The following is a 23968-nucleotide window of genomic DNA, read 5'->3' on the forward strand; positions in this document are numbered from 1 at the left end:
ATTATTCCACTCACCACCATCAGGGAGCTTTCCATGACTCAATTGCGCCGTGTAGCGATCATTGGCGGTAACCGCATTCCCTTCGCCCGCTCCAACGGCCCCTATGCCACGGCGAGCAACCAGGCCATGCTGACCGCTGCCCTGGAGGGCCTGATCGAACGCTACAACCTGCACGGCCTGCGGATCGGTGAGGTGGCGGCCGGAGCGGTGCTCAAACATTCCCGCGACTTCAACCTCACCCGCGAATGTGTGCTGGGCTCACGCCTGTCGCCGCAAACCCCGGCGTACGATATTCAACAGGCTTGCGGCACGGGGCTTGAGGCGGCATTGCTGGTGGCCAACAAGATCGCCCTGGGCCAGATCGAATGCGGGATTGCCGGTGGGGTGGATACCACTTCCGACGCGCCGATCGGCGTGAATGAAGGGCTGCGCAAGATTCTGCTGCAGGCCAACCGCAGCAAATCCATGGCCGATAAATTAAAACTGCTGTTACAACTTCGCCCTCATCACCTCAAGCCCGAGCTGCCGCGCAACGGTGAACCGCGCACGGGTTTGTCCATGGGCCAGCACTGTGAGCTGATGGCGCAAACCTGGCAGATTCCGCGTGCCGAGCAAGATCAGCTGGCACTTGAAAGCCACCAGAAAATGGCCGCGTCCTACGCTGAAGGCTGGCACAACGATCTGCTGACACCGTTTTTGGGCCTGACCCGCGACAACAACCTGCGCGCCGACCTGACCCTGGAAAAACTCGCCAGCCTCAAGCCGGTATTCGAGCGCAGCGACAAGGGCACGCTGACCGCCGGTAACTCCACGCCGCTCACCGACGGTGCGTCATTGGTATTGCTGGGCAGTGAAGCCTGGGCCAAGGAGCGTGGCTTGCCGATTTTGGCGTACTTGCGCGATGGCGAGGCGGCGGCGGTGGATTTCGTCAACGGCGCCGAAGGCTTGTTGATGGCGCCCGTGTATGCGGTGCCGCGTTTGCTGGCAAGGAATGGCCTGACGCTGCAGGACTTCGATTACTACGAAATCCACGAAGCCTTTGCTGCCCAGGTGTTGTGCACGCTCAAAGCCTGGGAAGATGCGGATTACTGCAAAACACGCCTGGGGCTGGATGCGCCGTTGGGTGCCATCGACCGCAGCCGGCTCAACGTCAAGGGCAGTTCGCTGGCCGCCGGGCACCCGTTCGCCGCCACAGGCGGGCGTATTGTCGCCAACCTGGCCAAACTGTTGGATGCGGCGGGCAAGGGGCGCGGCCTGATTTCCATCTGTGCAGCCGGTGGCCAGGGGGTTACCGCGATCATTGAGCGTTGAAACTGGCATATTGGATGCATTCTTAAGTGATCAACGGTCGGTAGCCTCTCCCACCGGCGAGCCGATTGCCGTATAACGAGTGCCACACGCGTGTTTGGTAATACAGGACCCACAATAAAAGCTGATGAAGACTCCTAAACGCATTGAACCCCTGATCGAAGACGGTCTGGTCGACGAAGTGCTGCGCCCACTCATGAGTGGTAAAGAAGCAGCTGTTTATGTGGTGCGCTGCGGTAACGAATTACGTTGCGCCAAGGTTTACAAGGAGGCGAATAAACGAAGTTTTCGTCAGGCGTCCGAATACCAGGAGGGCCGCAAGGTCCGCAACAGCCGGCAAGCCCGGGCCATGGCCAAGGGTTCTAAATTCGGCCGCAAAGAAACCGAAGATGCCTGGCAGAACGCCGAAGTGGCGGCGCTGTTCCGCCTGGCCGGTGCTGGTGTGCGCGTGCCTAAACCCTACGACTTCCTCGAAGGCGTGCTGTTGATGGAACTGGTGGCCGACGAGTACGGCGATGCGGCGCCACGTCTGAATGACGTGGTGCTGGAGCCGGACCAGGCGCGCGAGTACCACGCCTTCCTGATCTCCCAGATCGTGCTGATGCTGTGTACCGGCCTGGTGCACGGTGACTTGTCCGAGTTCAACGTGCTGCTCACCCCGACCGGCCCGGTGATCATCGACCTGCCCCAGGCGGTGGATGCGGCTGGCAACAACCACGCGTTCAGCATGCTGGAACGGGACGTGGGCAACATGGCGTCTTACTTCGGGCGCTTTGCCCAGGAGTTGAAAAAGACCAAGTACGCCAAGGAAATGTGGGCGTTGTACGAAGCCGGTACGCTGCACCCGGCCAGCGTCTTGACCGGCGAATTCGACGAACCGGAAGAGCTGGCTGACGTGGGCGGCGTGATGCGCGAAATTGAAGCGGCACGGCGGGATGAAGAACGTCGCCAGGCGATTCGCGCGGCGGATGATGCGCCACCCGGCAAAGCGTCTGACGAACCCCCGCCACCGCCCTGGATGCAGTGATCTTGCAAGGAATGAAGATCTGAAAAATGTGGGAGGGGGTTTGCTCCCGATTGCAGTGGGTCAGCTACAGATAAGTTGACTGATCCGCCGCTATCGGGAGTAAGCCCCCTCCCACATTTTGATGTGTGGAGTCAGTCAAGCATCAGGTACAGCAACTGCCTGAGGCCAATTCCTTGAGGATCGGGCAATCCGGCCGATGATCGCCCTGGCAATGTTCCACCAGGTCCTGCAGCGTATCGCGCAGTTGTCCCAGCTCCAGAATCTTCTGGTTCAGCTCATCGATATGCTGGCGCGCCAAGGCTTTCACATCAGCGCTGGCCCGTTGCCGGTCCTGCCATAGGGTCAGCAGCTTGCCGACCTCTTCCAATGAAAACCCCAGATCCCGCGAGCGCTTGATAAACGCCAGCGTGTGCAGGTCGTCGGGGCCATACACACGGTAGCCGCTGTCGGTGCGGTGCGCGGCTTTGAGCAGGCCGATGGATTCGTAGTAGCGAATCATCTTTGCGCTCAGCCCGCTTTGGCGAGCGGCTTGGCCGATGTTCATGGGCGTTGATCCTCCAGGTCCTTGGGTTTCCACGTCTTCAACAGTAACGCATTGCTCACCACGCTGACGCTGGACAAGGCCATCGCCGCGCCCGCCAGTACCGGGTTAAGCAGGCCGAAAGCCGCGAGGGGAATGCCAATCAGGTTATACACAAAGGCCCAGAACAGGTTCTGGCGGATTTTTGCGTAGGTCTTGCGGCTGATGTCCAGTGCCGCGGGCACCAAGCGCGGATCGCCACGCATCAGGGTGATGCCGGCGGCGTGCATGGCCACGTCGGTGCCGCCGCCCATGGCGATGCCGATATCGGCCGCGGCCAGGGCTGGAGCATCGTTGATACCGTCGCCAACCATGGCCACCACCCCAGTTCTTTTCAGCTCGGCGACCGTGGCGGCTTTGTCCGCCGGCAGCACTTCGGCGTGCACATCCTCGATGCCCAGCGCTTGCGCAACCACCCGGGCGCTGCCGCGATTATCGCCGGTCAGCAAGTGGCTGCTGATGTGTTGCGTCTTGAGCTGCTCCACCGCTTCCAGCGCGCCGGGCTTGAGTGTGTCGCCGAACGCGAACAGCCCGAGCACACGGGGTTGGGAGCCTTGCTCGATCAGCCAGGATAAGGTGCGGCCTTCGGCCTCCCAGGCCTTGGCGGATGCGGCCAAGTCACCCGCGTTCAAACCGGCCTCTTCCAGCAGACGGCGATTGCCCAGGGCCAGTTGCCGGCCGTCGAGCGTGCCGGCGATACCGCGACCGGTCAGGGCTTGGCTGGCACTCACATCCGCCACGTTCAGCCCCTGCTCGTGGCAGGCGTCCAGCACGGCCTTGGCCAGGGGGTGTTCGCTGCCGCGTTGCAAGGCGCCGGCCTGTTGCAGCAACAAGGCTTGATTGCCATCCACCGCCGCCATATGGGCAATTTTCGGCGCACCGGAAGTGAGGGTGCCGGTCTTGTCGAACACCACGGCGCTGACTTCATGCGCACGTTCCAGGGCTTCGGCGTCCTTGATCAAGATGCCATGACGCGCGGCCACGCCGGTACCGGCCATGATCGCCGTCGGTGTCGCCAGGCCCAGGGCGCAGGGGCAGGCGATCACCAGGACGGCGACGGCATTGATGATTGCCGTCTCCAGGGATGCGCCGTACCACCACCAGCCCACCAGCGTGATCAACGCCAGCACCAGCACGGCGGGCACGAATACTTGGCTGACTTTATCCACCAGTTTCTGGATCGGCGCCTTGGCCGCCTGGGCCTCTTCCACCAGGCGGATGATTCGCGCCAGCACACTTTCTGCGCCCAGGGCCTGGGTACGCACCAGCAAGCGGCCTTCACCGTTGATGGCGCCGCCGGTGACTTTGTCGCCTGGCTGTTTCGGCACCGGCAGGCTTTCGCCGCTGATCAGCGCTTCGTCGGCATGGCTCTGGCCGTCCACCACATCGCCGTCCACCGGGAAACGTTCGCCGGGCTTGACCAGCACCAGGTCGTCGAGCTTCAACGCGTTGATCGCCACCTCTTCTTCACGGCCATCGAGCACCCGCACCGCACGTTCCGGACGCAAGGCTTCGAGGGCGCGGATGGCGCTGGCGGTCTGGCGTTTGGCGCGGCTTTCGAGGTATTTGCCGAGCAGTACCAGGGCGATCACTACCGCCGAGGCTTCGAAGTACAGGTGCGGCATGCCGCCTGCCGTGGTGGTGAGCCATTCATAGATACTCAAGCCGTAACCGGCGCTGGTGCCGATGGCCACCAGCAGGTCCATATTCCCGGCGCCGGCACGCGCGGCTTTCCAGGCGGCGATATAAAAGCGTGCACCAAAGATGAACTGCACTGGCGTGGCCAGGGCGAACTGCATCCAGGCGGGCAACATCCAGTGCAGGCCGAAGGGTTCCACCAGCATGGGCAACACCAACGGCAGCGCCAATAGAATTGCCAGCAACAACGACCAGCGCTCGCGATGCAGGCGCTGGGCCTGGTTGGCATCGGTGGCGGTTTCACTCTGGGGCAGGCTGGCGCTGTAGCCGGCTTTGTCGACGGCGGCGATCAACACGCCGGGGTCCAGCTGCCCCAGGACTTCGACATGCGCACGTTCATTGGCCAGGTTGACGCTGACGCTTTTTACCCCCGGCACCTTGCTCAGGGCGCGTTCGACGCGGCCGGCACAGCTGGCACAGGTCATGCCGCTGATGGGCAGGTCAAAGGCGGTGGATCCATTCATGGGGCAGTCCTCCAGAAGAAGTTGCCCCTAGGATCAACCTTGACCTGTGGGGAAGGTCAAGGGCCGATCAGTATTCCAGTGCGGCGGGTTTCAGGTACATGCCGTCCGGGCCCTGAGCGATACGCAACTTGCGTACATCCCCGGCCTTCAGTGTGATGTTCTGCGCCGGTGGCGCCAGCAGGCCCGGCAGGCAACCCGGAGCCTGGCCCGGCAGCAGCTTCAGGCGTAATAACAGGTTGCCCGCCGGCAGGTTGAAGGACGTGGCCTGCTCCTGGAACAGTCGGCCCGCCAGTTGGTCGTTCAGGTACAGGCCGATTTCACAATTGGTCGGTACTTCCAGGCGCTCCCGGGAAATAATCAACACCGCATAGTCTTCAGCGGCCAAGGCTTGTGGCGCAGCGACAGATAAGCCCATCAGCCCGGCAAGGGCAAAAAACAACCAGCGCATGGCGAATGCTCCGTGGTTTGAATCAACGATAGGTGAAGCTTGGCCTTTGAAGCCGCCGAATACCAGCCCGGCAGAAATTTTCAGAACTTGACCTTGCCATCGTGGCAAGCCCAAGACTGCCTCCAACCTTGTAGTGAGCGGGCTTGCCCCGTGCTGGGTGGCGTAGCCGCCCTAAACCCAGGCACCTCGGTCGTCCTGAAACACCGCGGGGCCCTTGTTGGGGCGGCTTCGCCCTCCAGCGCGGGGCAAGCCCGCTCACTACTGCCTACCTCGTTCAAGGAGAAATATCATGCAAGTATTCAGTATTGAAGGTATGACCTGCGGCCATTGCGTCCGGGCCGTGACCCAGGCGGTGCAAAGCCAGGACCCGGCGGCGAGTGTGAAGGTCGACCTGGCGGCCAAGGAAGTCGGGGTTGAAAGCCGTCTGTCTGCCGAGCAGGTGATCAGCCTGATCAGTGAGGAAGGCTACAGCGCCAGGCTCGCTTGAATTTTCTGATAGTTAGCGAGCTAACTTAATGTTCATGACACCCAAGCGCGGCTAGACTGTCGAGCTGCCGACTCACTTGGGTGTCTGATGAACCTCCGCATAATCTTGATTCTGGGCGCCTTGAGCGCCTTTGCGCCGTTGGCGATCGATTTCTACTTGCCCGGCTTTCCGGCCATGGCCACGGCCTTCGCGACCGACGAGAAGCATATCCAGTTGACCCTGGCGGTGTATTTCGGCGGCTTGGCCATCGGCCAATTGATCTACGGCCCGCTGGCGGACCGGTTTGGCCGACGCGGCCCACTGCTCAGCGGTGTGACCTTGTTCACCCTGGCCTCATTCGCGTGCGCCTATGCGCCGTCGCTGGAGTGGCTGATCGGTGCGCGTTTCGTCCAAGCCCTCGGCGGATGTGCGGGCATGGTGATTTCCCGTGCGGTGGTCAGCGACAAATGTGATGCCGTGGGCTCGGCCAAGGTGTATTCGCAACTGATGCTGGTGACCGGCCTGGCACCCATCCTCGCGCCGTTGGCGGGCGGGGTGATGGTCGGCCTGTGGGGCTGGCAGTCGATCTTTTTGGCGCTATCGATGTTCAGCGTGATGGCGGCCCTGGCTGTCGCGGTCGGATTGCCGGAAACCTTTCCGGCCGACAAGCCGCGCCAGCCGCTCTCCGGCTCGCTGCGCCGCTACGGTGCGCTGCTGTCGGATCGGGTCTACCTCGGCTACGCCCTCACCGGGGGGATCTCGATTGCCGGGATGTTTGCCTACATCGCCGGTTCACCGTTCGTGTTCATCAAGCTCTATGGCGTGGCCCCGGAGCATTACGGCTGGCTGTTCGGTTCCAATGCCGCAGGTTTCATTCTGGTGGCGCAACTCAATGCACGGCTGCTGTCCAAGCGCGGCCCGGCGTTTCTGCTGTCGCGCACGGTGTGGGTGTACGTGCTGGCGGCGTTGACCTTGCTCGGTATCGCCGCGTTGCGCACAGAAACGTTGTGGCCATTGCTGGTGCCGCTGTTCATTTGCATCGCAAGCCTGGGTTGCATTTTGCCCAACACCTCGGCCTGTGCCATGGCCGGGCAGGGGGCGCGGGCCGGCAGTGCGTCGGCGTTGCTCGGCTGCATTCAGTTTGGTGTGGCGGCGGGGGCTGCTTCGTTGGTCGGCGTGTTGCACGACGGCACGGCCATGCCGATGGCGATGGTCATCAGCTTGTGCGGTGTATTGGCGGTGACGGTGGCGGTGTCGACCCAGCGCCTGCAACGGGCCAGGGCCATGCAGGCGCAGGTCTGACGTGCGGATCAGCCGGCGGCGTAGTGCTGCTGGCTGAGGGGAATGTGGTGGGGCGCCTGGATTCGGGCTTTCAGGGTGTCGGCAAAAGCTCGGGCTTCGGCCTCACTGCGAAAGGTAATGGCTTTTTGGTCCAGGCGGACTTCCCATTGGGATTTTGCTAACGCTTTTATCAGGATCTTCATTGCTGACTTCCTCACGTAAAAGAATCGTGGCAAAGGCGGCCAATATAAACCCGAATGCGCGCGTAAATATGACAAAGATCAACTCTCGGACTAATGGTGTCGTCCATTACTCACATGAATAATGGACGCCTCCGACCGCTGTTATTCAGAACCCTTCAAGCACGATCTTGCCCTTGGCCTTGCCGCTTTCCAGCAGGGCGTGGGCGCGTCGCAGGTTCGCTGCGTTGATCACGCCGAAGTGCTCGCCGACCGTGGTTTTCAAGGTGCCGGCGTCGATCAGTTGAGCGACGCGATTGAGCAGGTTGTGCTGTTCGATCATGTCAGGGGTCTCGAACATCGAGCGGGTGTACATGAACTCCCAATGCAGCGACAGGCTCTTGCGCTTGAGCTTGCTCACGTCCAGCGCCTTGGGATCGTCGATCAGCGCCAGCTTGCCTTGAGGCAGCAGGGCCTCGACCAGGTGGTCCAGGTGATGGTCGGTCTGGGTCAGGCTGGCAACGTGGGTCACCTGCGGGTGGCCGGCGGCTTTCAAGGCTTCGCTCAGTGGTTGGCTGTGGTCGACCACCAGATCGGCGCCCAGCGCCTTGGCCCATTCCTGAGTCTCGGGGCGCGAGGCCGTGCCGATGACTTTCAGCGCAGTGAGCCGGCTGGCCAGTTGGGTCAGGATCGAACCTACGCCACCGGCCGCGCCAACGATCAGCAAGCTCTGGCCCTGGTCTTCCTGACCTTCACGGATTTGCAGGCGCTCGAACAGTAGCTCCCAGGCGGTGATGGCGGTCAGCGGCAGGGCGGCCGCTTCGGCGAAACCCAGGCTCTTGGGCATATGCCCGACGATGCGTTCATCCACTGTGTGCAGTTCACTGTTGCCACCCGGGCGCACCAGCGAACCGGCGTAGAACACTTTGTCGCCGGCCTTGAACAGCGTCACGTCGCTGCCGACCGCCTTGACCACACCGGCCACGTCCCAGCCCAGCACCTTGGCGGCGCCATTTTCCGGGGCGACGTTGTGGCGCACCTTGGTGTCCACCGGGTTGACCGAGATAGCTTTGACTTCTACCAGCAAGTCGCGTGGGCCGGCGACGGGCTCCGGCAGTTCGATGTCTTGCAGGGATTGGGGATCGTTGATCGGCAGTGAGGCGTAGTAGGCAATGGCTTTCATGGGGGCTCCGGAAAAGGGCGGTAATCAGGCGAGAAATTTCAGGCGCTTGAGTTCGAAGTGTTCGAGGACATCCGCGGCTTTGGCGCGGAAACTCTGGATATGGGCACTCTGGTCGTGGTCGGCCAGCGCCGCATCGTCGCTCCAGCGTTCGAGCATGTAGAAAGTTTCGGGGTGTTGCAGGTCCTGGTGCAGGTCGTACTGCTCGCAACCGGCTTCGAGGCGGGTCGGTTCCAGCAGGCCGCGCAGCAGGGTTTCCAGCGTGGCCTGTTGGCCGGGTTTGGCAACCAGCGTGGCGATGACATTAAAGGCAGCAGACATACTCAACTCCTGGCACGTGATAAGCGGTGGATAGATGATTGGCTATTTCCCGTGAAGGAAAAAGCGGCTAAAACAGCAGGCTGTTTCAATAAATTTTTGATAATGAGCGAGAACACATGCTGCGCTTCGATGATTTGCAGCTGTTTGTGCGCGCGGCGGACCTGGGCAGCCTGTCTGCCGCGGCGAGGGTCATGGACCTGTCGCCCGCGGTGGCTAGCGCTGCGCTCAAGCGCATCGAACAGCAACTGGGCACGCGCTTGTTGGCGCGCTCGACGCGCAGCCTGCGGTTGACCGCCGAAGGTGAAGGTTTCCTGGAATACGCCCGTGCGGCATTGAGTTCGCTGGACGAAGGACGGCGCCTATTGGCCAGTGGCCAGGACCATGTCAGCGGCGTGTTGCAATTGTCGGCGCCCTCGGACTTCGGGCGTAACCAGCTGTTGCCATGGCTGGATGAGTTCCAGCGTGAATACCCGCAACTGGCGGTGCGCCTGTTGCTGGGCGATCGCATTGCCGACCTGTTCCGCCAGCCTGTCGATATAGCCTTGCGCTACGGCGAGCCCGAGGACTCGAGCCTGATTGCACTGCCCATCGCCTCGGACAATGTTCGCGTGCTGTGTGCCGCCCCCAGCTACCTCGCCCGGCATGGCGAGCCCCGGCACCTGGAGCAACTGGCCCAGCATAATTGCCTGCTCTATATGCTCGGCAGCCGAGTCCACGATCGCTGGAGTTTTCACGACGGCCGGCGTGAAGTGAGCCTGACGGTAGCCGGTGACCGTTTCAGTGACGATGCCGACGTCGTTCGTCGCTGGGCTGTCGCGGGTGTCGGCATTGCCTACAAGTCCTGGTTGGACGTGAGCACGGATGTGCTGGCCGGGCGTTTGCGGGTGATCCTGCCGGAGCTGCGCGGGGAGCGCACACCGCTCAACCTGCTATGTGCCCACCGTGCGCAATTGAGCAAGCCGATCAACTTGCTGCGGGAAATGCTGGTATCCCGTTGTGCGACATTGACTGCGCAATGGTCGGAGCGCTTGAACCCTGGGCAATAGCTTCCACCACAGCAGGAAATTTCACTCAGACCCTGTCCCTATCTGCAGCGTCAGACCCGGCGGTGCGTGCGGGGTGCGCACCTATACTTTGGCGCCAACCGCAACAGATAAATGATTCAACAGGGAGTGAATACGTGGAAGAAGCACCTTGCATCAGTCAGATCGCCAGCTTGCTCGCCGAGCCTAAACGTACGGCCATGCTCTGGGCCTTGATGGACGGTTCCGTGAAATCTTCAGAGGAGTTGGCGGTGCTCACCGGGTTGTCCGCCGCGTCGGCCAACGCCCATTTGGCTCGGCTGACCGCAAGCGGCCTGCTGCTCACCGAGGCCCGACGCGGCAAGCGCCTGTTTCGTGTAGCGGCCGCCGATGTGAGTGCCGCCATCGACGCGCTGGCCAGTACCACCATGGCCAGCGCCGCCCGTAGCCGCCCCGCGGTTTCGCCACCGGCGTTGGTGGCGCCGCCGCTGTTGCGCCGTGCCCGGTTGTGCCATGGGCACCTCGGTGGGGAGTTGGCGGCGGGGTTGTATCAGCGCATGTTGGCGGCGGGTTGGATCGAGCGTCACGAACAACGTATCGAGGTCACGGTCAAGGGCGCGCAATTCCTGGCAGACCTGGGTATTTTTACTCAGGCGCTGGCGTCGCCGCTGGTCTGCGACTGTTTCGACTGGAGCCAGCCACAACCCCACTTGGGTGGCGCCTTGGGCGTGGGGCTGCTGCAACTGTTCCTGCAGTCGAACTGGATCAGTGTGATCAACGAGTTCCGGGCCTTGTTGGTGAACGACGTCGGGCTTGCACACATCCTGTTGATCGCGGCGCCCGAGCAACCCTGACGCCCGTCGGCCGGCGTCGTTCAGGGTTTCGACCAGGTCGCATCCAGCAATAACCCGCGCCAATGATGCCGCACACTGACCGAGGGGATTTTCACACTGGGGGTGCGGCATGGGTTTACAGGGCTATAGCGCGGCGGAGCGTCTGGAACGGTTGCCCATCAGCGGCTACCACCGAATCATCTTCATCATTATCGCCCTGGCGTTTTTCTTCGACTCCATGGACTTGGCGATGATGACCTTCCTGTTAGGTTCCATCAAAACCGAGTTTGGCCTGAGCACGGCCCAGGCCGGGTTACTGGCCAGTTCGAGCTTTTTCGGCATGGTGGTCGGCGCCTCGTTGTCGGGCATGTTGGCTGATCGCTTTGGCCGTAAGCCGGTGTTCCAGTGGAGCATCGTGTTATGGGGCATTGCCAGCTACCTGTGTTCCACGGCGCAGACGCTGGAGATGCTGACGTTGTTTCGCATCTTGCTGGGGATCGGCATGGGCATGGAATTCCCGATTGCCCAGTCGATGCTCTCGGAGCTGATTCCGGCCAAGGGGCGTGGTCGGTACATTGCGTTGATGGATGGCTTCTGGCCGCTGGGGTTTGTGGCGGCGGGTGTGCTGTCTTACTTTCTGCTGCCGGTGATTGGCTGGCGTGACATCTTCCTGGTGCTTGCGGTGCCGGCCGTGTTTGTACTGGCGATTCGGTTTTTTATCCCGGAGTCGCCGCGCTGGCTGGAGCAGGCCGGGCGGCATGCGGCTGCCGACCAGGTCTTGCAGGGTATCGAACAGAAAGTGCGTGCTTCATTGGGCCGCGTCGATTTGCCGGAGCCGATCCGCCTGCCACGGGTGGAAAGCGCGCCGGGGACGTTTTTTTCGGCATTCCAGCAGTTGTGGTCGGCGCAGTATCGCCAGCGCACGATGATGATCTGGTGCGTCTGGTTCTTTGCCTTGCTCGGTTTTTACGGCCTGACTTCGTGGCTGAGTGCATTGCTGCAGCAGTCAGGTTTTGCGGTGACCCAGTCGGTGTATTACACCGTGATCATTTCCCTGGGCGGCATCCCCGGGTTCCTGATGGCCGCCTGGTTGGTGGAGCGCTGGGGGCGTAAGCCGTTGTGCGTGGTGACCTTGCTCGGCGGCGGGGTGATGGCGTTTGTATATGGGCAGAGCGCGGTATTCGGCGGCAATGTCGGTTTGCTGATCACCTCGGGTTTATTGATGCAGTTCTTTCTGTTTGGCATGTGGGCGGTGCTGTATACCTACACGCCGGAGTTGTATCCCACCTCGGCACGGGCGACCGGCTCGGGGTTCGCTTCGGCGATTGGTCGGGTCGGCTCATTGCTGGGGCCGTTGGTGACGGGGTTGGTGTTCCCGGTTACCGGGCAGGGCGGGGTGTTTGCCTTGGGCGCGCTGTGCTTTGCAGTGGCGGCGCTGGTGGTGTGGGTATTCGGGATGGAGACGAAGGGCAAGACTCTGGAAGAGCTGACGCAAGCCTGAAGTTGATGAGCACAGTGTGAGAGGGGGCCAGCCCCCTCTCACCTGTCGAGCAGCATTTATTGCGTTATGGCTTTACCAATCGCGCATCCAGGCTGTTCTGCGCCAGGCGCTTGGCCTGGTCCTGGGTCATGCCCAGCGAGGTGTACAGCGCGTGGAAGTTCTCGGTGACATAACCGCCGAAGTACGCCGGGTCATCCGAGTTCACCGTCACCTTCACGCCACGCTCAAGCATGTCGAGGATGTTGTGCTGGGCCATGTCGTCGAACACGCACAGTTTGGTGTTGGACAGCGGGCACACGGTCAATGGGATCTGCTCGTCGATGATGCGCTGCATCAGGCGCTCGTCTTCGATAGCCCGCACGCCATGGTCGATACGCTGGATTTTCAGCAGGTCGATGGCTTCCCAGATGTACTCGGGCGGGCCTTCTTCACCTGCGTGGGCCACGGTGAGGAAGCCTTCGTGGCGGGCACGGTCGAACACGCGCTGGAATTTGCTCGGCGGGTGACCCATCTCCGAACTGTCCAGGCCCACGGCCACGAATGCATCACGGAACGGCAGGGCCTGGTCGAGGGTTTTCTCGGCCTCGGCTTCGCTCAGGTGGCGCAGGAAACTCAAGATCAAACCGCTGGTGATCCCCAGTTGCTGCTCGCCATCTTTCAGCGCGGCGGCGATGCCGTTGAGCACCACTTCGAACGGCACACCACGGTCGGTATGGGTTTGCGGGTCGAAGAAGGGTTCGGTGTGGATCACGTTCTGTTCTTTGCAGCGCAGCAGGTAGGCCCAGGTCAGGTCGTAGAAGTCCTGGGAGGTGCGCAGCACGTCGGCGCCCTTGTAATACAGGTCGAGAAATTCCTGCAGGTTGTTGAAGGCGTAAGCCTTGCGCAGGGTTTCGACGTCGTTCCACGGCAGCGCAATCTTGTTGCGCTCGGCCAGGGCGAACAGCAACTCAGGCTCCAGCGAGCCTTCCAGGTGCAGGTGCAGTTCAGCCTTGGGCAGGGCGTTGAGCCAATCGTACATGTCTAGTTTCTCATCAGGTGCAATGGCGGCATTCTACAGGCCATGGACGAAATATTTGGCAAAACCTGACCAGCAGGAGAGTTTTGCTTGGTTCACGCCAGAGCAGCGTGAACTAAGGTGTAACGAAACGTTAGCGATGTGCCGTAGTCTTTACCCCATCAATGACTGATTAGCTGTTTGATAAGGCCCGGAATGCTCACATCCCTCAAGCAAGAAAAATTCATGCTCCTGGCGCTGGTTGCCGCCATCGCCGCCTACCCGCTGGAGCACTGGATGCTCCACAGCGGACAAATGGTCGCGTTGCTCGCCGGCCTGGCGCTGATCGTTTTTATCGTGATGGCTTCGATGCGCGTGGCCCATCACGCCGAACAATTGGCGGAAAAGGTCGGCGACCCCTACGGCACCATGATCCTGACCCTGGCCGCCGTGCTGGTGGAAGTGGTGATCCTGGCGATCATGATGAGCAATGAGCCGTCGCCCACCCTGGTGCGCGACACCATCTATTCGGCGGTGATGCTCGATATCAACGGCATCCTCGGCCTGGCCGCGCTGATGGGCGGTATCAAGCATGGGGAACAGTCCTACAATGACGATTCGGCGCGCACCTACAGCGTGATGATCCTCACCGCCATGGGGGTGTCGATGGTGGTGCCGGAATTTATCCCTGAAGCTGACTGGAAAATCTACTCGGCGTTTACCATCGGTGCGATGGTGTTGCTCTACACCTTGTTCCTGCGCATGCAGGTGGGGCCGCACAGTTATTTCTTCAGCTACAGCTACCCGGAAAAGCGTCGTAAGAAACAGCCGGAAGAACACCAGGAGCCGCCGATCAACCTGGCGTTTTCCATCGCGACGTTGGTGTTTGGGGTGATTGTGATTGGCGCATTGGCCGAGGTGATGTCCAAGACCCTCGACCTGGGCCTGGAAGGCACGGGCGCGCCGCCGGTGATTACGGCGATCGTGGTCGCGGCCATTTCGGCCGCACCGGAAATCCTCACCGCGTTGCGCGCCGCCTTGGCCAACCGCATGCAGTCGGTGGTGAACATCGCGTTGGGCGCTTCGTTATCGACGGTGATCCTGACCGTGCCGGTGATGGAGGCCATGGCGCTCTACACCGGCCAGCCGTTTCAGATGGCGATGACGCCGGTGCAAACGGTGATGGTGTTTATCACGCTGATCGTCAGCGCGATCAACCTCAACGATGGCGAAACCAACGCCATCGAAGGGATGACCCATTTCGTGTTGTTCGCGACCTTTATCATGTTGTCGCTGTTGGGTTTGTAATCAGCCGGCGATCAACTGCCGTGCCGCCTGGGTGTGATCGGCAATCAAGCCTTTCAGATCCAGGCCCTCGACCTGGCCGTCGATGACCCGCCATTGGCCGCCGACCATGACCCGATCCGCACGATCCGCACCGCACAACAGCAGCGCCGAGATCGGGTCGTGGCTGCCGGAAAAACGCAGTTCATCGAGCTTGAACAGCGCCAGGTCGGCCTGCTTCCCGACGGCCAATTCACCGATATCCGTACGCCCAAGCAAGTGCGCCGAGCCTTTGGTGGCCCAGCCCAGCACGCCTTCGGGGGTGATTTTTTCCGCACCGTACCGCAGGCGTTGGATATACAGGGCCTGACGGGCCTCAAGGATCATGTTCGACGCATCGTTGGACGCAGAACCGTCTACGCCCAGGCCAATGGGCGCGCCTGCGGCCAGCAGGTCCAGGGTGGGGCAGATACCCGAGGCCAGGCGCATATTCGAACTGGGGCAATGGCAGATACCGGTGCCGGCGGCACCCAGGCGTGCGATCTCGTCGGGGTTGAAATGGATACCGTGGGCCAGCCACGTGCGCGGGCCGAGCCAACCGACACTGTCGAGATAGTCCACGGTGCGCAGGCCGAAACGTTGCAGGCAGAAGTCTTCTTCATCGAGGGTTTCCGCCAGGTGCGTATGCAGGCGGACGTCGAGCGTGTCGGCCAGTTCGGCGCTGGCTTGCATGATTTGCGGGGTGACGGAAAACGGCGAGCAGGGCGCCAGGGCTATCTGGATCTGCGCGCCATCGCCACGCTCGTGGTAGGTGTGGATCAGGCGTTGGCTGTCTTCGAGAATCACTTGGCCTTGTTGGACGGTCTGCTGCGGTGGCAGCCCACCGTCGGCTTCGCCCAGGCTCATGGAACCGCGGGTCAGCATGGCGCGCATCCCCAGTTCACGCACGCTCTGCACTTGCACGTCGATGGCGTTTTCCAGGCCGTCGGGGAACAGGTAGTGGTGATCCGCTGCCGTGGTGCAGCCCGAGAGCAGCAATTCGGCCAGCGCCACCTTGGATGCCAGCGCGAGTTTTTCCGGGGTCAGTCGCGCCCAGACCGGGTAGAGGGTTTTCAGCCACGGGAACAACGGCTGGTTGACCACGGGCGCCCAGGCGCGGGTCAGGGTCTGGTAGAAGTGGTGGTGGGTGTTGATCAACCCGGGAAGAACGACATGTTCGCGAGCATCGAACACCTGTGCACAGGGCTGCGCGGGTTCTTGCCCTGGGGCCAGCAGTTCGGCAATCACGCCGTCTTGCAGCACCAGGCCGCCACGGGCGTCGAGGCCGTTGGCAGTGAAAATCGCGAGGGGGTTTTTTAACCAGATACGGGTCGCAGGCATTGGCCGGCTCCTCTGAATGATGGGTTCAGGTTTGCCAGCTCAGTGTTGCCCTGTCTGCTGATCCAGGGTCGCCGGTGAAGGCGAGGGGGCAGTCTACGCGTGGAGCGTTATCGGCCGCAATCGGTCGATAACGCCCCACCGGTTTACCAGGCGATGGTATCGCCCTTGTAGTCGATGAAGTGATGGCCGCCTTTGCCGGTGTAGGCGTTCACCTGGTCCACCAGGCCGCGCACGCTGGTGTCGACATCGATGTGCGCGTCTTCCCCGCCCATGTCGGTCTTCACCCAGCCCGGGTGCAGCGACAGCACGGTGAGCTTGTGATCGCCAAGTTGAGTGATGAAGCTGTTGGTCATGGAGTTGAGCGCGGCTTTGCTGGCCTTGTACAGCGCCAGGTCCGAGCCGTCGGGAATGGTCACGCTGCCCAGCACCGAACTCATGAACGCCAGTACGCCGCTGTCCTGGCGGATCCGCCCGACAAAGCGTTGGGCCAGGTTGATCGGCGCCACGGCGTTGGTGAAGAACAATTGGCCGACTTCCGCCAGTGTGGCGTGGCCCGGCTCCTGATTGGCCGGGCCCTTGACGCCGGCATTGACGAACAGCAGGTCGAAAGTGCGGTCCTTGAGGCGCTGGCTCAAGGCGATCACGGCTTGTTGATCATCCATATCCAGCTTCTCGATATGCACCGGGCCCAATGCTTTCAGGGCATCGGCCTTGTTCGGATCACGCACGGTGGCGGTCACGTCCCAGCCGTCCTGAAGCAATTGCTTGACCAGGCCAAGGCCCAGCCCGCGCGAGGCGCCGATGATCAATGCGGTTTTTGGCGTAGACATGAAGGCTTCCTTTGGAGTCGCGGTTCAGTGAATTCGGCTGACCACATTACCCCAGGCTTGGGCAAATGGGGTCAAGTGTTGTTGAGCAAAAAACGAACAGTGCTCGCAACCCCTTGTGACAGAAGGGTTACAGGCCGATGTGCTCAGGTTATCCACAGGCAGGTGCACAGTACATGTGGGCAGTTTCACCGTTGTAGTAGGATGCGCCCACGGCTGAGGTCGGCGAGTTGGGTTTGCAGGGTATCGATGTGAGCCTCGCCCAGTGCGAGCTGCAGTTCGACGCCATTGGCGGTGAAGTGTTCGTCGACCACCAGGCCGCCCAGTTCGGCGACGCGCAGTTTCACCAGGTTCAACTCGGAGAACCCGCAGGCACAGCTCAGCGGTACACGGCTGATCAGTTCGATGCGCTCGGCATTCTGCAGGCATTTGTTCGCGCCACCCCCATAGGCACGGGCCAGGCCGCCCGTACCCAGCTGGATACCGCCGTACCAGCGAATCACCAGCACGGCGACCTGATCAAACCCCTGGGCTTCGATAGCCGCCAGGATCGGCCGCCCGGCCGTGCCGCCTGGTTCGCCATCGTCATTGCTACGGTACTGATCGGCGAGCTTCCAGGCCCAACAGTTGTGCGTGGCGTTGAGGTCGCTGTGTTGCTCGAAGAACGCCTGGGCGTCCTGCGGGCTGGTGATCGGCGCGGCGAGAGTGATGAAGCGGCTTTTGCGGATTTCTTCACGAAATTCGCAAAGGCCGGTGAGCGTGAAAGGCATAAGTCGCTTCGTTCAGAGGGCCGGCTTGATGCCACAGCCTTTGAGAATGATATGGATCAGGTTGGTACCGGCGTCTTCCATATCCTGTTTGGTCAGCTTGGTACGGCCGGTGACGCGGCAGATTTGCGTTGCGAAGTCGGCATAGTGCTGGGTGCTGCCCCATAGCAGGAAGATCAGGTGCACGGGGTCGATGGGGTCCATCTTGCCTGCCTCGATCCAGGCCTGGAACACCGCCGCCCGGCCGCTGAACCAGGCGCGGTAGTCTTGGCTGAAGTATTCGGTCAGGCATTCACCGCCGCTGATGATCTCCATGGCGAAGATCCGCGAGGCTTGTGGGTGTCGCCGGGAAAACTCCATCTTGGTGCGGATGTAGCGGGTAAGGGCCACCGCTGGGTCGTCCTCGGCGGTCAGCGCGTTGAAGGTGCTGTCCCACAGTTCGAGGATGTTGCTGAGCACGGCGATATACAGGCCCAGTTTGTTGGTGAAGTAGTAATGCAAGTTGGCCTTGGGCAGCCCTGCACTCGAGGCGATGGTGTTCATGCTGGTGCCTTTGTAGCCGTGGCGCGCGAACTCATCTTCAGCTGCTTGAAGAATCGCTTGTTCGTTCTTTTGTCGAATGCGGCTGGCGGGCTTGCCGGCATGGTGGCTGTGGGCAGGAACTTCGAGGCTCATGGAGGTTTCCGTGCTGATCGATAGAGGCGACGTGTGCACAGATAACCCACCCTCAAGCCTCAGACAAGTCCCGATGCAATAAAACCCTTAAAGCAGTTACAGCGTGTCGCTTTGCGCTGTGTGATTTGCGGCAATGTGCGTGGCTTTGGCTTCGGGCAATAACAGGCACAACAGGATGGCGGTCAGGCCGCCGCTGGTGATGGCCGAGTCGAACAGGTTCTGCACCAGGGGCGGCATCAAATGCAGCAGGTTGGGTTGGGCGGCGATACCCAGGCCCACGCCAAACGAGGTGGCGATGATCAGCATGCTGCGCCGGTCCAGCGGCGCCTGGGCGAGGATACGCACGCCGGCGGCGGCCACGCTGCCGAACATCACCAGGGTTGCACCGCCCAGCACCGGCTTGGGGATTTGCTGCAGGATGGCACCCACCAGCGGGAACAAACCCAGGCAGAACAGTAACAAGCCTATGTATAAACCGACGTAACGGCTGGCCACGCCGGTGAGCTGGATGACGCCGTTGTTCTGGGCAAAGGTGGTGTTGGGAAAGGCGCTGAACGTGGCGGCGATCAGGCAACTGACACCATCGCCCAGGACGCCGCCCTTGAGTCGGCTTATGTAAGAAGGGCCGCTGATAGGTTGACGGGCAATCATGCAATTGGCGGTGAGGTCGCCAACGGTTTCGATGCTGCTGATCAGGTAAATCAGCGCGATCGGCAGGAAAGCGCTCCAGTCGAAATTGAAACCAAAGCGAAACGGGATCGGCAAGCTGATCACGGGCAAGTCGGGCAGGGCTTGAGGGACCAGTTTGCCGCTCAGCCACGCCGCAAGGCTGCCGAGGGCCAGGCCGATGATGATCGCCGAGAGACGCACCCACGGCGTGTTCGAGCGATTGAGCAGGATGATCGTCAGTACCACGAACAGGCCCAAGGCCAGATTGCCGGGAGCGCCGAAGTCCGGCGCGTTGAAACCTCCGCCCAGGTCGGTGATGCCCACTTTGATCAGGCTGATGCCGATCAGCGTGATGACAATCCCGGTCACCAACGGCGTGATTACCCGGCGCAACTGGCCGATGAAACGGCTCAACAGAATCTGCACCGCGGCGCCGAAAAAGCACACGCCGAAGATCATCGCCATGATGTCCTCCGGGCTGCCGCCGCGTTGTTTGACCAGGAAACCCGCCGACAGCACCGCGCCGAGAAACGCAAAGCTGGTGCCTTGCAGGCAGATCATGCCGGCGCCTATCCCAAACGGCCTACGCGCCTGGATGAAGGTCCCTACACCGGAGACCATGAGCGCCATGCTGATCAGGTAGGGCAAATGGGCGGTCAGGCCCAAGGTGGAGCCGATGATCAGCGGCGGGGTGATGATGCCGACGAAGGCGGCCAGCACGTGTTGCAAGGCGGCCAGGCAGGCGGCAGCGGGGTTTGGCCGGTCGTTGAGGCCGTAGATCAGGTCATTGGTGTTGGCGGAATCTGGTGGCATGGCGGGCAAACTCAAGGCGGACGGTTCAAGGTCCTGGCTCTCTTGCAAAAAGCTGTCCAGTTGCTCAGCTTTTTGTGCGAGGCCCGAGTTAGCGCGTTGCGGCCAGGCTTTCGAGGAAGCTTTCGAGCACCAAATGAGGGCGCCGGCCCTTGCGCGTGACCGATGCCAGGCTTAAATCGTAAAAGCGTGTAGCCGGTTTCAGCGCACGTAGTCGGCCTTGTTGTACCCAGAAGCTGGCGTAGTGGTCGGGCAGATAACCGATGTAACGCCCGGTGAGGATCAGGAACGCCATGCCTTCGCGGTCCGATGCGCTGGCGGTGCAGTTGAGGGCCTGATAATGGGCCTGGATCTCGGCGGGCAGGCGGAAGGTGGGGGCGATGGCGTCCTGGCTGTCGATGCGGGCGTTGTCCAGCAGCGTGTCGTCGGCATAAAACAGCGGGTGGCCGACCGCGCAGTAAAGCAGCGACCGTTCGCTGTACAGCGGTTGGTATTCAAGCCCCGAGAGAGCGCTGGCCTGGGGGACTACGCCGACATGCAGGCGGCCGTCGAGCACGCCTTGTTCGACCTCATTGGGCGCGATCATGCGGATCTGGATCTGCACGTCCGGGCCGCGTTCTTTCAACTGCGCCAGGGCATGGGTGATGCGCATGTGCGGCAGGGTGACCAGGTTGTCGGTGAGACCGATGATCAGCTCGCCGCGCAAATGCTGGTGCAGGCCGTTGACCTCGGTGCGGAAACTTTCCAGGGCACTCAAAAGTTGCAGGGCCGATTGATAAACCTCGCGGCCTTCTTCCGTCAGGGAAAAACCGGCACGTCCGCGCTGGCACAACCTCAAGCCGAGGCGTTGCTCCAGGTCGCTCATTTGTTGGCTGATGGCTGAGCGCCCGATACCCAGTACGGTTTCAGCTGCCGAGAAGCCACCGCATTCCACCACGCTGCGAAAAATGCGCAGCAGGCGAATATCGAAGTCGCTGACTTGGGCCAGGGGATCGGGGCGACGGCTGCTCATAGTTTAGTAAAAGCCTGACTGAAGGTTAGAAGAGTTGGATTTCACCGACTTTATCGCCGTGGCAACTTAGCTGCAACCTGTGCTTTCCAATCCCGACGCTGCCTTTTGCCCTGCGAGGTTTTGCTGATGAACATGCCCGAAAACGCCCCTTCGTCCCTGGCCAGCCAACTGAAGTTGGATGCCCACTGGATGCCTTACACCGCCAACCGTAACTTCCAGCGTGACCCGCGCCTGATCGTGGCTGCCGAAGGCAGTTGGTTGACCGATGACAAGGGCCGCAAGGTGTACGACTCGTTGTCGGGCTTGTGGACCTGCGGCGCAGGGCACACCCGCAAGGAGATTCAGGAGGCGGTCGCCAAGCAATTGAGTACCCTGGATTACTCCCCAGGCTTCCAATATGGTCATCCACTGTCCTTTCAGTTGGCGGAAAAGATCACCGATCTGACCCCGGGCAACCTGAACCACGTGTTCTTCACCGACTCCGGCTCCGAGTGTGCCGATACGGCGGTGAAGATGGTGCGCGCCTACTGGCGCCTGAAGGGCCAGGCGACCAAGACCAAGATGATCGGCCGCGCCCGTGGCTATCACGGTGTGAACATCGCCGGCACCAGCCTGGGTGGCGTCAACGGCAACCGTAAGATGTTTGGGCAGGCAATGATGGACGTTGACCATCTGCCGCACACCTTGCTGGCGAGCAATGCTTTTTCCCGTGGCATGCCGGAGCAGGGTGGGATTGCGCTGGCCGATGAGTTGCTCAAATTGATCGAGTTGCATGACGCCTCGAACATCGCCGCTGTATTTGTCGAGCCGATGGCTGGCTCAGCTGGCGTACTGGTGCCGCCTCAGGGGTATCTGAAGCGTCTGCGTGAAATCTGTGATCAGCACAACATCCTGTTGGTGTTCGATGAAGTGATCACCGGTTTCGGCCGTACCGGCTCGATGTTCGGTGCGCAGAGCTTTGGAGTGACCCCGGACCTGATGTGCATCGCCAAACAGGTCACCAACGGCGCGATCCCGATGGGCGCGGTGATTGCCAGCAGCGAGATCTATCAGACCTTCATGAATCAGGCGACGCCTGAGTACGCCGTGGAGTTCCCGCACGGCTACACCTACTCGGCGCACCCGGTGGCTTGTGCAGCCGGCCTGGCGGCACTGGACTTGTTGCAGAAGGAAAACCTGGTGCAGAGCGTGGCTGAAGTCGCCCCGCACTTTGAGAATGCGCTGCATGGTTTGAAGGGCAGCAAGAATGTGATCGATATTCGCAACTATGGCCTGGCCGGCGCTATCCAGATTGCCGCGCGTGACGGTGATGCCATCGTGCGTCCATTCGAAGCCGGTATGGCCTTGTGGAAGGCTGGTTTCTATGTGCGCTTTGGCGGGGACACCCTGCAGTTCGGGCCAACCTTCAACAGCAAGCCGCAGGATCTGGATCGCTTGTTCGACGCGGTCGGCGAAGTGCTGAACAAGATCGACTGATTTCTCCTTCTATATAGAACAATTTTTCAGGAGCCTTGCATGAGCCTTATCCAACACTTGATCAACGGTGAACTGGTCAATGACAGCGGTCGTAGCGCCGATGTGTACAACCCGTCTACCGGCCAGGTGATCCACCAGGTGCCATTGGCCAGTCGCGAAACCATTCAACAGGCGATCGACTCGGCCAAGGCTGCGTTTCCGGCCTGGCGTAATACCCCACCAGCCAGGCGTGCCCAGGTGATGTTTCGTTTCAAGCAATTGCTGGAGCAGAACGAGGCGCGTATCTCGCAGTTGATCAGTGAAGAGCACGGCAAGACTCTGGAGGACGCCGCAGGTGAGCTGAAGCGCGGGATCGAGAACGTCGAGTACGCCTGTTCGGCGCCGGAGATTCTCAAGGGTGAATACAGCCGCAACGTGGGGCCGAACATTGATGCATGGTCGGACTTCCAGCCGCTGGGTGTGGTCGCGGGTATCACCCCGTTCAACTTCCCTGCGATGGTGCCATTGTGGATGTATCCGCTGGCGATCGTCTGCGGTAACTGTTTTATCCTGAAACCGTCGGAGCGTGATCCGAGTTCAACGTTGCTGATCGCGCAATTGCTGCAAGAAGCAGGTCTGCCAAAAGGCGTGCTGAACGTGGTGCACGGGGACAAGGGGGCAGTGGATGCGCTGATCGAAGCACCCGAAGTAAAAGCCCTGAGCTTTGTTGGCTCGACTCCGATTGCCGAGTACATCTATGCCGAAGCCACCAAGCGTGGCAAGCGCGTGCAAGCGCTGGGTGGGGCGAAGAACCATGCGGTTCTGATGCCGGATGCCGATCTGGACAACGCCGTCAGTGCTTTGATGGGAGCGGCGTATGGTTCCTGTGGCGAGCGTTGTATGGCTATCTCGGTGGCCGTATGCGTGGGCGACCAGGTGGCGGACGCGTTGATTGCCAAGTTGGTGCCGCAGGTCAAGGCGCTGAAGATTGGCGCGGGCACTTCTTGTGGCCTGGATATGGGGCCGTTGGTGACAGGCCAGGCACGGGATAAGGTCAGTGGTTATATAGAAGACGGTGTGGCATCGGGCGCCGAGCTGGTGGTGGATGGTCGTGGCCTGAGCGTGTCCGGGCATGAAGAAGGCTTCTTCCTGGGCGGCAGCCTGTTTGACCGTGTGACCCCCGAGATGCGGATCTATAAAGAAGAGATCTTTGGGCCTGTGTTGTGTGTGGTCCGGGTGAACAGCCTGGAAGCCGCGATGCAACTGATCAACGATCACGAATACGGTAATGGCACCTGCATCTTCACCCGTGACGGGGAAGCGGCACGCTTGTTCTGTGATGAGATTGAAGTGGGGATGGTTGGCGTAAACGTTCCACTGCCGGTGCCGGTGGCCTATCACAGCTTCGGGGGCTGGAAGCGTTCGCTGTTTGGCGACTTGCATGCCTATGGGCCGGACGGGGTGCGTTTCTATACCCGTCGCAAGGCGATTACCCAGCGTTGGCCGCAACGTGCCAGCCATGAAGCTTCGCAGTTTGCCTTCCCTAGTTTGTAAGGTGAACTGAAAGCCGGCCCCTTGGGGCCGGCTTTGTGTTTTTGGGGCTTTTTTGACTGATATGACAGAAATGTGAAAAAAGCGGTTGACGGCGAATTGTATCTGTCTATAATTCGCCCCACTTCCGGCGCAGTCGAAACTGAAAACCCCTTGGTAAACAAGAAGTTACGAAGATTCAGGCAGCGAATAGCTTCAGTTCATCGAAGCCCATAAGGAGTTGATAGGGCGATGTT

23 protein-coding genes are annotated in these 23968 nt (G+C 61.1%); 10 read left to right on the forward strand and 13 right to left on the reverse strand.

The window, feature by feature from the left end; translation table 11 throughout:
- Positions 1 to 33 precede the first annotated feature (33 nt).
- Together JBE38_RS09945 and JBE38_RS09950 are read left to right on the forward strand one after the other, a co-directional pair.
- Positions 34 to 1311, forward strand: coding sequence for an acetyl-CoA C-acetyltransferase (locus JBE38_RS09945; RefSeq protein WP_060755727.1), 1278 nt, complete (start codon positions 34 to 36; stop codon positions 1309 to 1311).
- A gap of 124 nt (positions 1312 to 1435) precedes the next feature.
- A complete protein-coding gene (locus JBE38_RS09950) occupies positions 1436 to 2335 on the forward strand; it encodes a PA4780 family RIO1-like protein kinase (RefSeq protein ID WP_205344214.1) in 900 nt (299 codons plus the stop codon).
- 142 nt (positions 2336 to 2477) lie between these two features.
- On the opposite strand, the gene cueR is transcribed toward JBE38_RS09950, so the two are convergent.
- From cueR to JBE38_RS09965, 3 genes are all read right to left on the reverse strand, one after another.
- Positions 2478 to 2879, reverse strand: a complete 402-nt coding sequence (gene cueR, locus JBE38_RS09955; protein WP_060755729.1) for a Cu(I)-responsive transcriptional regulator — start codon at positions 2877 to 2879, stop codon at positions 2478 to 2480.
- On the reverse strand, positions 2876 to 5077 hold the full coding sequence (locus tag JBE38_RS09960; RefSeq protein ID WP_205344215.1) for a heavy metal translocating P-type ATPase: 2202 nt from the start codon (positions 5075 to 5077) through the stop codon (positions 2876 to 2878). Before JBE38_RS09960 ends, cueR begins: the two co-directional genes overlap by 4 nt.
- A gap of 67 nt (positions 5078 to 5144) precedes the next feature.
- A complete protein-coding gene (locus JBE38_RS09965) occupies positions 5145 to 5525 on the reverse strand; it encodes a hypothetical protein (RefSeq protein WP_205344216.1) in 381 nt (126 codons plus the stop codon).
- 289 nt (positions 5526 to 5814) lie between these two features.
- Between JBE38_RS09965 and JBE38_RS09970 the strand changes: the two genes are divergently transcribed.
- Both JBE38_RS09970 and JBE38_RS09975 read left to right on the forward strand, forming a co-directional pair.
- Positions 5815 to 6012, forward strand: a complete 198-nt coding sequence (locus tag JBE38_RS09970) for a heavy-metal-associated domain-containing protein (protein ID WP_126870636.1) — start codon at positions 5815 to 5817, stop codon at positions 6010 to 6012.
- A gap of 87 nt (positions 6013 to 6099) precedes the next feature.
- Entirely contained in the window at positions 6100 to 7293 is a 1194-nt protein-coding gene (locus tag JBE38_RS09975) for a multidrug effflux MFS transporter (protein ID WP_205344217.1), read from the forward strand.
- 8 nt (positions 7294 to 7301) lie between these two features.
- Here the strand turns inward: JBE38_RS09975 and JBE38_RS09980 are convergent, their stop codons facing one another.
- The 3 genes from JBE38_RS09980 to JBE38_RS09990 form a co-directional block, all read right to left on the reverse strand.
- Positions 7302 to 7475 (reverse strand): hypothetical protein, encoded by a 174-nt coding sequence (locus JBE38_RS09980; RefSeq protein ID WP_162843517.1) that lies wholly within the window; start codon positions 7473 to 7475, stop codon positions 7302 to 7304.
- A 145-nt stretch (positions 7476 to 7620) separates the two neighbouring features.
- A complete protein-coding gene (locus tag JBE38_RS09985) occupies positions 7621 to 8634 on the reverse strand; it encodes a zinc-binding alcohol dehydrogenase family protein (protein WP_205344218.1) in 1014 nt (337 codons plus the stop codon).
- 24 nt (positions 8635 to 8658) lie between these two features.
- Entirely contained in the window at positions 8659 to 8952 is a 294-nt protein-coding gene (locus JBE38_RS09990) for a putative quinol monooxygenase (protein ID WP_060755735.1), read from the reverse strand.
- A 116-nt stretch (positions 8953 to 9068) separates the two neighbouring features.
- Between JBE38_RS09990 and JBE38_RS09995 the strand changes: the two genes are divergently transcribed.
- The 3 genes from JBE38_RS09995 (at position 9069) to JBE38_RS10005 (ending at position 12308) form a co-directional block, all read left to right on the forward strand.
- Positions 9069 to 9998 carry a LysR family transcriptional regulator gene (locus JBE38_RS09995; RefSeq protein WP_205344219.1) on the forward strand — a complete coding sequence of 310 codons (930 nt, stop codon included), beginning with the start codon at positions 9069 to 9071 and terminating at the stop codon, positions 9996 to 9998.
- A gap of 134 nt (positions 9999 to 10132) precedes the next feature.
- Positions 10133 to 10828: a helix-turn-helix transcriptional regulator gene (locus JBE38_RS10000; RefSeq protein ID WP_205344220.1), complete on the forward strand. Its 696-nt coding sequence runs from the start codon at positions 10133 to 10135 to the stop codon at positions 10826 to 10828.
- Between the two features lie 109 nt (positions 10829 to 10937).
- Positions 10938 to 12308 carry an MFS transporter gene (locus JBE38_RS10005; protein ID WP_205344221.1) on the forward strand — a complete coding sequence of 457 codons (1371 nt, stop codon included), beginning with the start codon at positions 10938 to 10940 and terminating at the stop codon, positions 12306 to 12308.
- Between the two features lie 64 nt (positions 12309 to 12372).
- On the opposite strand, the gene JBE38_RS10010 is transcribed toward JBE38_RS10005, so the two are convergent.
- Positions 12373 to 13326 carry an adenosine deaminase gene (locus tag JBE38_RS10010; RefSeq protein WP_017134717.1) on the reverse strand — a complete coding sequence of 318 codons (954 nt, stop codon included), beginning with the start codon at positions 13324 to 13326 and terminating at the stop codon, positions 12373 to 12375.
- A gap of 192 nt (positions 13327 to 13518) precedes the next feature.
- Between JBE38_RS10010 and JBE38_RS10015 the strand changes: the two genes are divergently transcribed.
- Positions 13519 to 14610, forward strand: coding sequence for a calcium:proton antiporter (locus JBE38_RS10015; protein ID WP_060755740.1), 1092 nt, complete (start codon positions 13519 to 13521; stop codon positions 14608 to 14610).
- On the opposite strand, the gene JBE38_RS10020 is transcribed toward JBE38_RS10015, so the two are convergent.
- The 6 genes from JBE38_RS10020 to JBE38_RS10045 form a co-directional block, all read right to left on the reverse strand.
- Positions 14611 to 15966, reverse strand: a complete 1356-nt coding sequence (locus JBE38_RS10020; protein WP_205344222.1) for an 8-oxoguanine deaminase — start codon at positions 15964 to 15966, stop codon at positions 14611 to 14613.
- Between the two features lie 143 nt (positions 15967 to 16109).
- Complete coding sequence (locus JBE38_RS10025; RefSeq protein ID WP_090366992.1) at positions 16110 to 16796, reverse strand: SDR family oxidoreductase; 687 nt, start codon at positions 16794 to 16796, stop codon at positions 16110 to 16112.
- Between the two features lie 185 nt (positions 16797 to 16981).
- Positions 16982 to 17563, reverse strand: coding sequence for an IMPACT family protein (locus JBE38_RS10030; protein ID WP_060755743.1), 582 nt, complete (start codon positions 17561 to 17563; stop codon positions 16982 to 16984).
- Between the two features lie 12 nt (positions 17564 to 17575).
- On the reverse strand, positions 17576 to 18235 hold the full coding sequence (locus JBE38_RS10035; protein WP_060755744.1) for a TetR/AcrR family transcriptional regulator: 660 nt from the start codon (positions 18233 to 18235) through the stop codon (positions 17576 to 17578).
- A gap of 96 nt (positions 18236 to 18331) precedes the next feature.
- Positions 18332 to 19717, reverse strand: a complete 1386-nt coding sequence (locus JBE38_RS10040) for a uracil-xanthine permease family protein (RefSeq protein WP_205344223.1) — start codon at positions 19715 to 19717, stop codon at positions 18332 to 18334.
- Positions 19718 to 19805: 88 nt separating this feature from the next.
- Positions 19806 to 20726: a LysR family transcriptional regulator gene (locus tag JBE38_RS10045; RefSeq protein ID WP_205344224.1), complete on the reverse strand. Its 921-nt coding sequence runs from the start codon at positions 20724 to 20726 to the stop codon at positions 19806 to 19808.
- Positions 20727 to 20852: 126 nt separating this feature from the next.
- Between JBE38_RS10045 and JBE38_RS10050 the strand changes: the two genes are divergently transcribed.
- Together JBE38_RS10050 and JBE38_RS10055 are read left to right on the forward strand one after the other, a co-directional pair.
- Positions 20853 to 22202, forward strand: a complete 1350-nt coding sequence (locus JBE38_RS10050) for an aspartate aminotransferase family protein (RefSeq protein ID WP_060755746.1) — start codon at positions 20853 to 20855, stop codon at positions 22200 to 22202.
- 39 nt (positions 22203 to 22241) lie between these two features.
- Entirely contained in the window at positions 22242 to 23735 is a 1494-nt protein-coding gene (locus JBE38_RS10055) for a CoA-acylating methylmalonate-semialdehyde dehydrogenase (protein WP_060755747.1), read from the forward strand.
- Positions 23736 to 23968: the final 233 nt, after the last annotated feature.

The organism is Pseudomonas sp. ICBG1301, assembly GCF_016918385.1.
Taxonomy (GTDB): domain Bacteria; phylum Pseudomonadota; class Gammaproteobacteria; order Pseudomonadales; family Pseudomonadaceae; genus Aquipseudomonas; species Aquipseudomonas palleroniana.

Excerpts from the sequence above, each read along its gene's own strand:
- JBE38_RS09965 (WP_205344216.1), bottom strand. The coding sequence starts at position 5,525 with ATGCGCTGGTTGTTTTTTGCCCTTGCCGGGCTGATGGGCTTATCTGTC.
- JBE38_RS10025 (WP_090366992.1), bottom strand. The coding sequence starts at position 16,796 with ATGTCTACGCCAAAAACCGCATTGATCATCGGCGCCTCGCGCGGGCTG.
- JBE38_RS09985 (WP_205344218.1), bottom strand. The coding sequence starts at position 8,634 with ATGAAAGCCATTGCCTACTACGCCTCACTGCCGATCAACGATCCCCAA.
- JBE38_RS10020 (WP_205344222.1), bottom strand. The coding sequence starts at position 15,966 with ATGCCTGCGACCCGTATCTGGTTAAAAAACCCCCTCGCGATTTTCACT.
- JBE38_RS10030 (WP_060755743.1), bottom strand. The coding sequence starts at position 17,563 with ATGCCTTTCACGCTCACCGGCCTTTGCGAATTTCGTGAAGAAATCCGC.
- JBE38_RS10040 (WP_205344223.1), bottom strand. The coding sequence starts at position 19,717 with ATGCCACCAGATTCCGCCAACACCAATGACCTGATCTACGGCCTCAAC.
- JBE38_RS09960 (WP_205344215.1), bottom strand. The coding sequence starts at position 5,077 with ATGAATGGATCCACCGCCTTTGACCTGCCCATCAGCGGCATGACCTGT.
- JBE38_RS10050 (WP_060755746.1), top strand. The coding sequence starts at position 20,853 with ATGAACATGCCCGAAAACGCCCCTTCGTCCCTGGCCAGCCAACTGAAG.
- JBE38_RS10045 (WP_205344224.1), bottom strand. The coding sequence starts at position 20,726 with ATGAGCAGCCGTCGCCCCGATCCCCTGGCCCAAGTCAGCGACTTCGAT.
- JBE38_RS09990 (WP_060755735.1), bottom strand. The coding sequence starts at position 8,952 with ATGTCTGCTGCCTTTAATGTCATCGCCACGCTGGTTGCCAAACCCGGC.
- JBE38_RS09945 (WP_060755727.1), top strand. The coding sequence starts at position 34 with ATGACTCAATTGCGCCGTGTAGCGATCATTGGCGGTAACCGCATTCCC.
- JBE38_RS10005 (WP_205344221.1), top strand. The coding sequence starts at position 10,938 with ATGGGTTTACAGGGCTATAGCGCGGCGGAGCGTCTGGAACGGTTGCCC.
- JBE38_RS10035 (WP_060755744.1), bottom strand. The coding sequence starts at position 18,235 with ATGAGCCTCGAAGTTCCTGCCCACAGCCACCATGCCGGCAAGCCCGCC.
- JBE38_RS10010 (WP_017134717.1), bottom strand. The coding sequence starts at position 13,326 with ATGTACGATTGGCTCAACGCCCTGCCCAAGGCTGAACTGCACCTGCAC.
- JBE38_RS09970 (WP_126870636.1), top strand. The coding sequence starts at position 5,815 with ATGCAAGTATTCAGTATTGAAGGTATGACCTGCGGCCATTGCGTCCGG.
- JBE38_RS09980 (WP_162843517.1), bottom strand. The coding sequence starts at position 7,475 with ATGAAGATCCTGATAAAAGCGTTAGCAAAATCCCAATGGGAAGTCCGC.
- JBE38_RS09950 (WP_205344214.1), top strand. The coding sequence starts at position 1,436 with ATGAAGACTCCTAAACGCATTGAACCCCTGATCGAAGACGGTCTGGTC.
- cueR (WP_060755729.1), bottom strand. The coding sequence starts at position 2,879 with ATGAACATCGGCCAAGCCGCTCGCCAAAGCGGGCTGAGCGCAAAGATG.
- JBE38_RS10055 (WP_060755747.1), top strand. The coding sequence starts at position 22,242 with ATGAGCCTTATCCAACACTTGATCAACGGTGAACTGGTCAATGACAGC.
- JBE38_RS10015 (WP_060755740.1), top strand. The coding sequence starts at position 13,519 with ATGCTCACATCCCTCAAGCAAGAAAAATTCATGCTCCTGGCGCTGGTT.
- JBE38_RS09995 (WP_205344219.1), top strand. The coding sequence starts at position 9,069 with ATGCTGCGCTTCGATGATTTGCAGCTGTTTGTGCGCGCGGCGGACCTG.
- JBE38_RS09975 (WP_205344217.1), top strand. The coding sequence starts at position 6,100 with ATGAACCTCCGCATAATCTTGATTCTGGGCGCCTTGAGCGCCTTTGCG.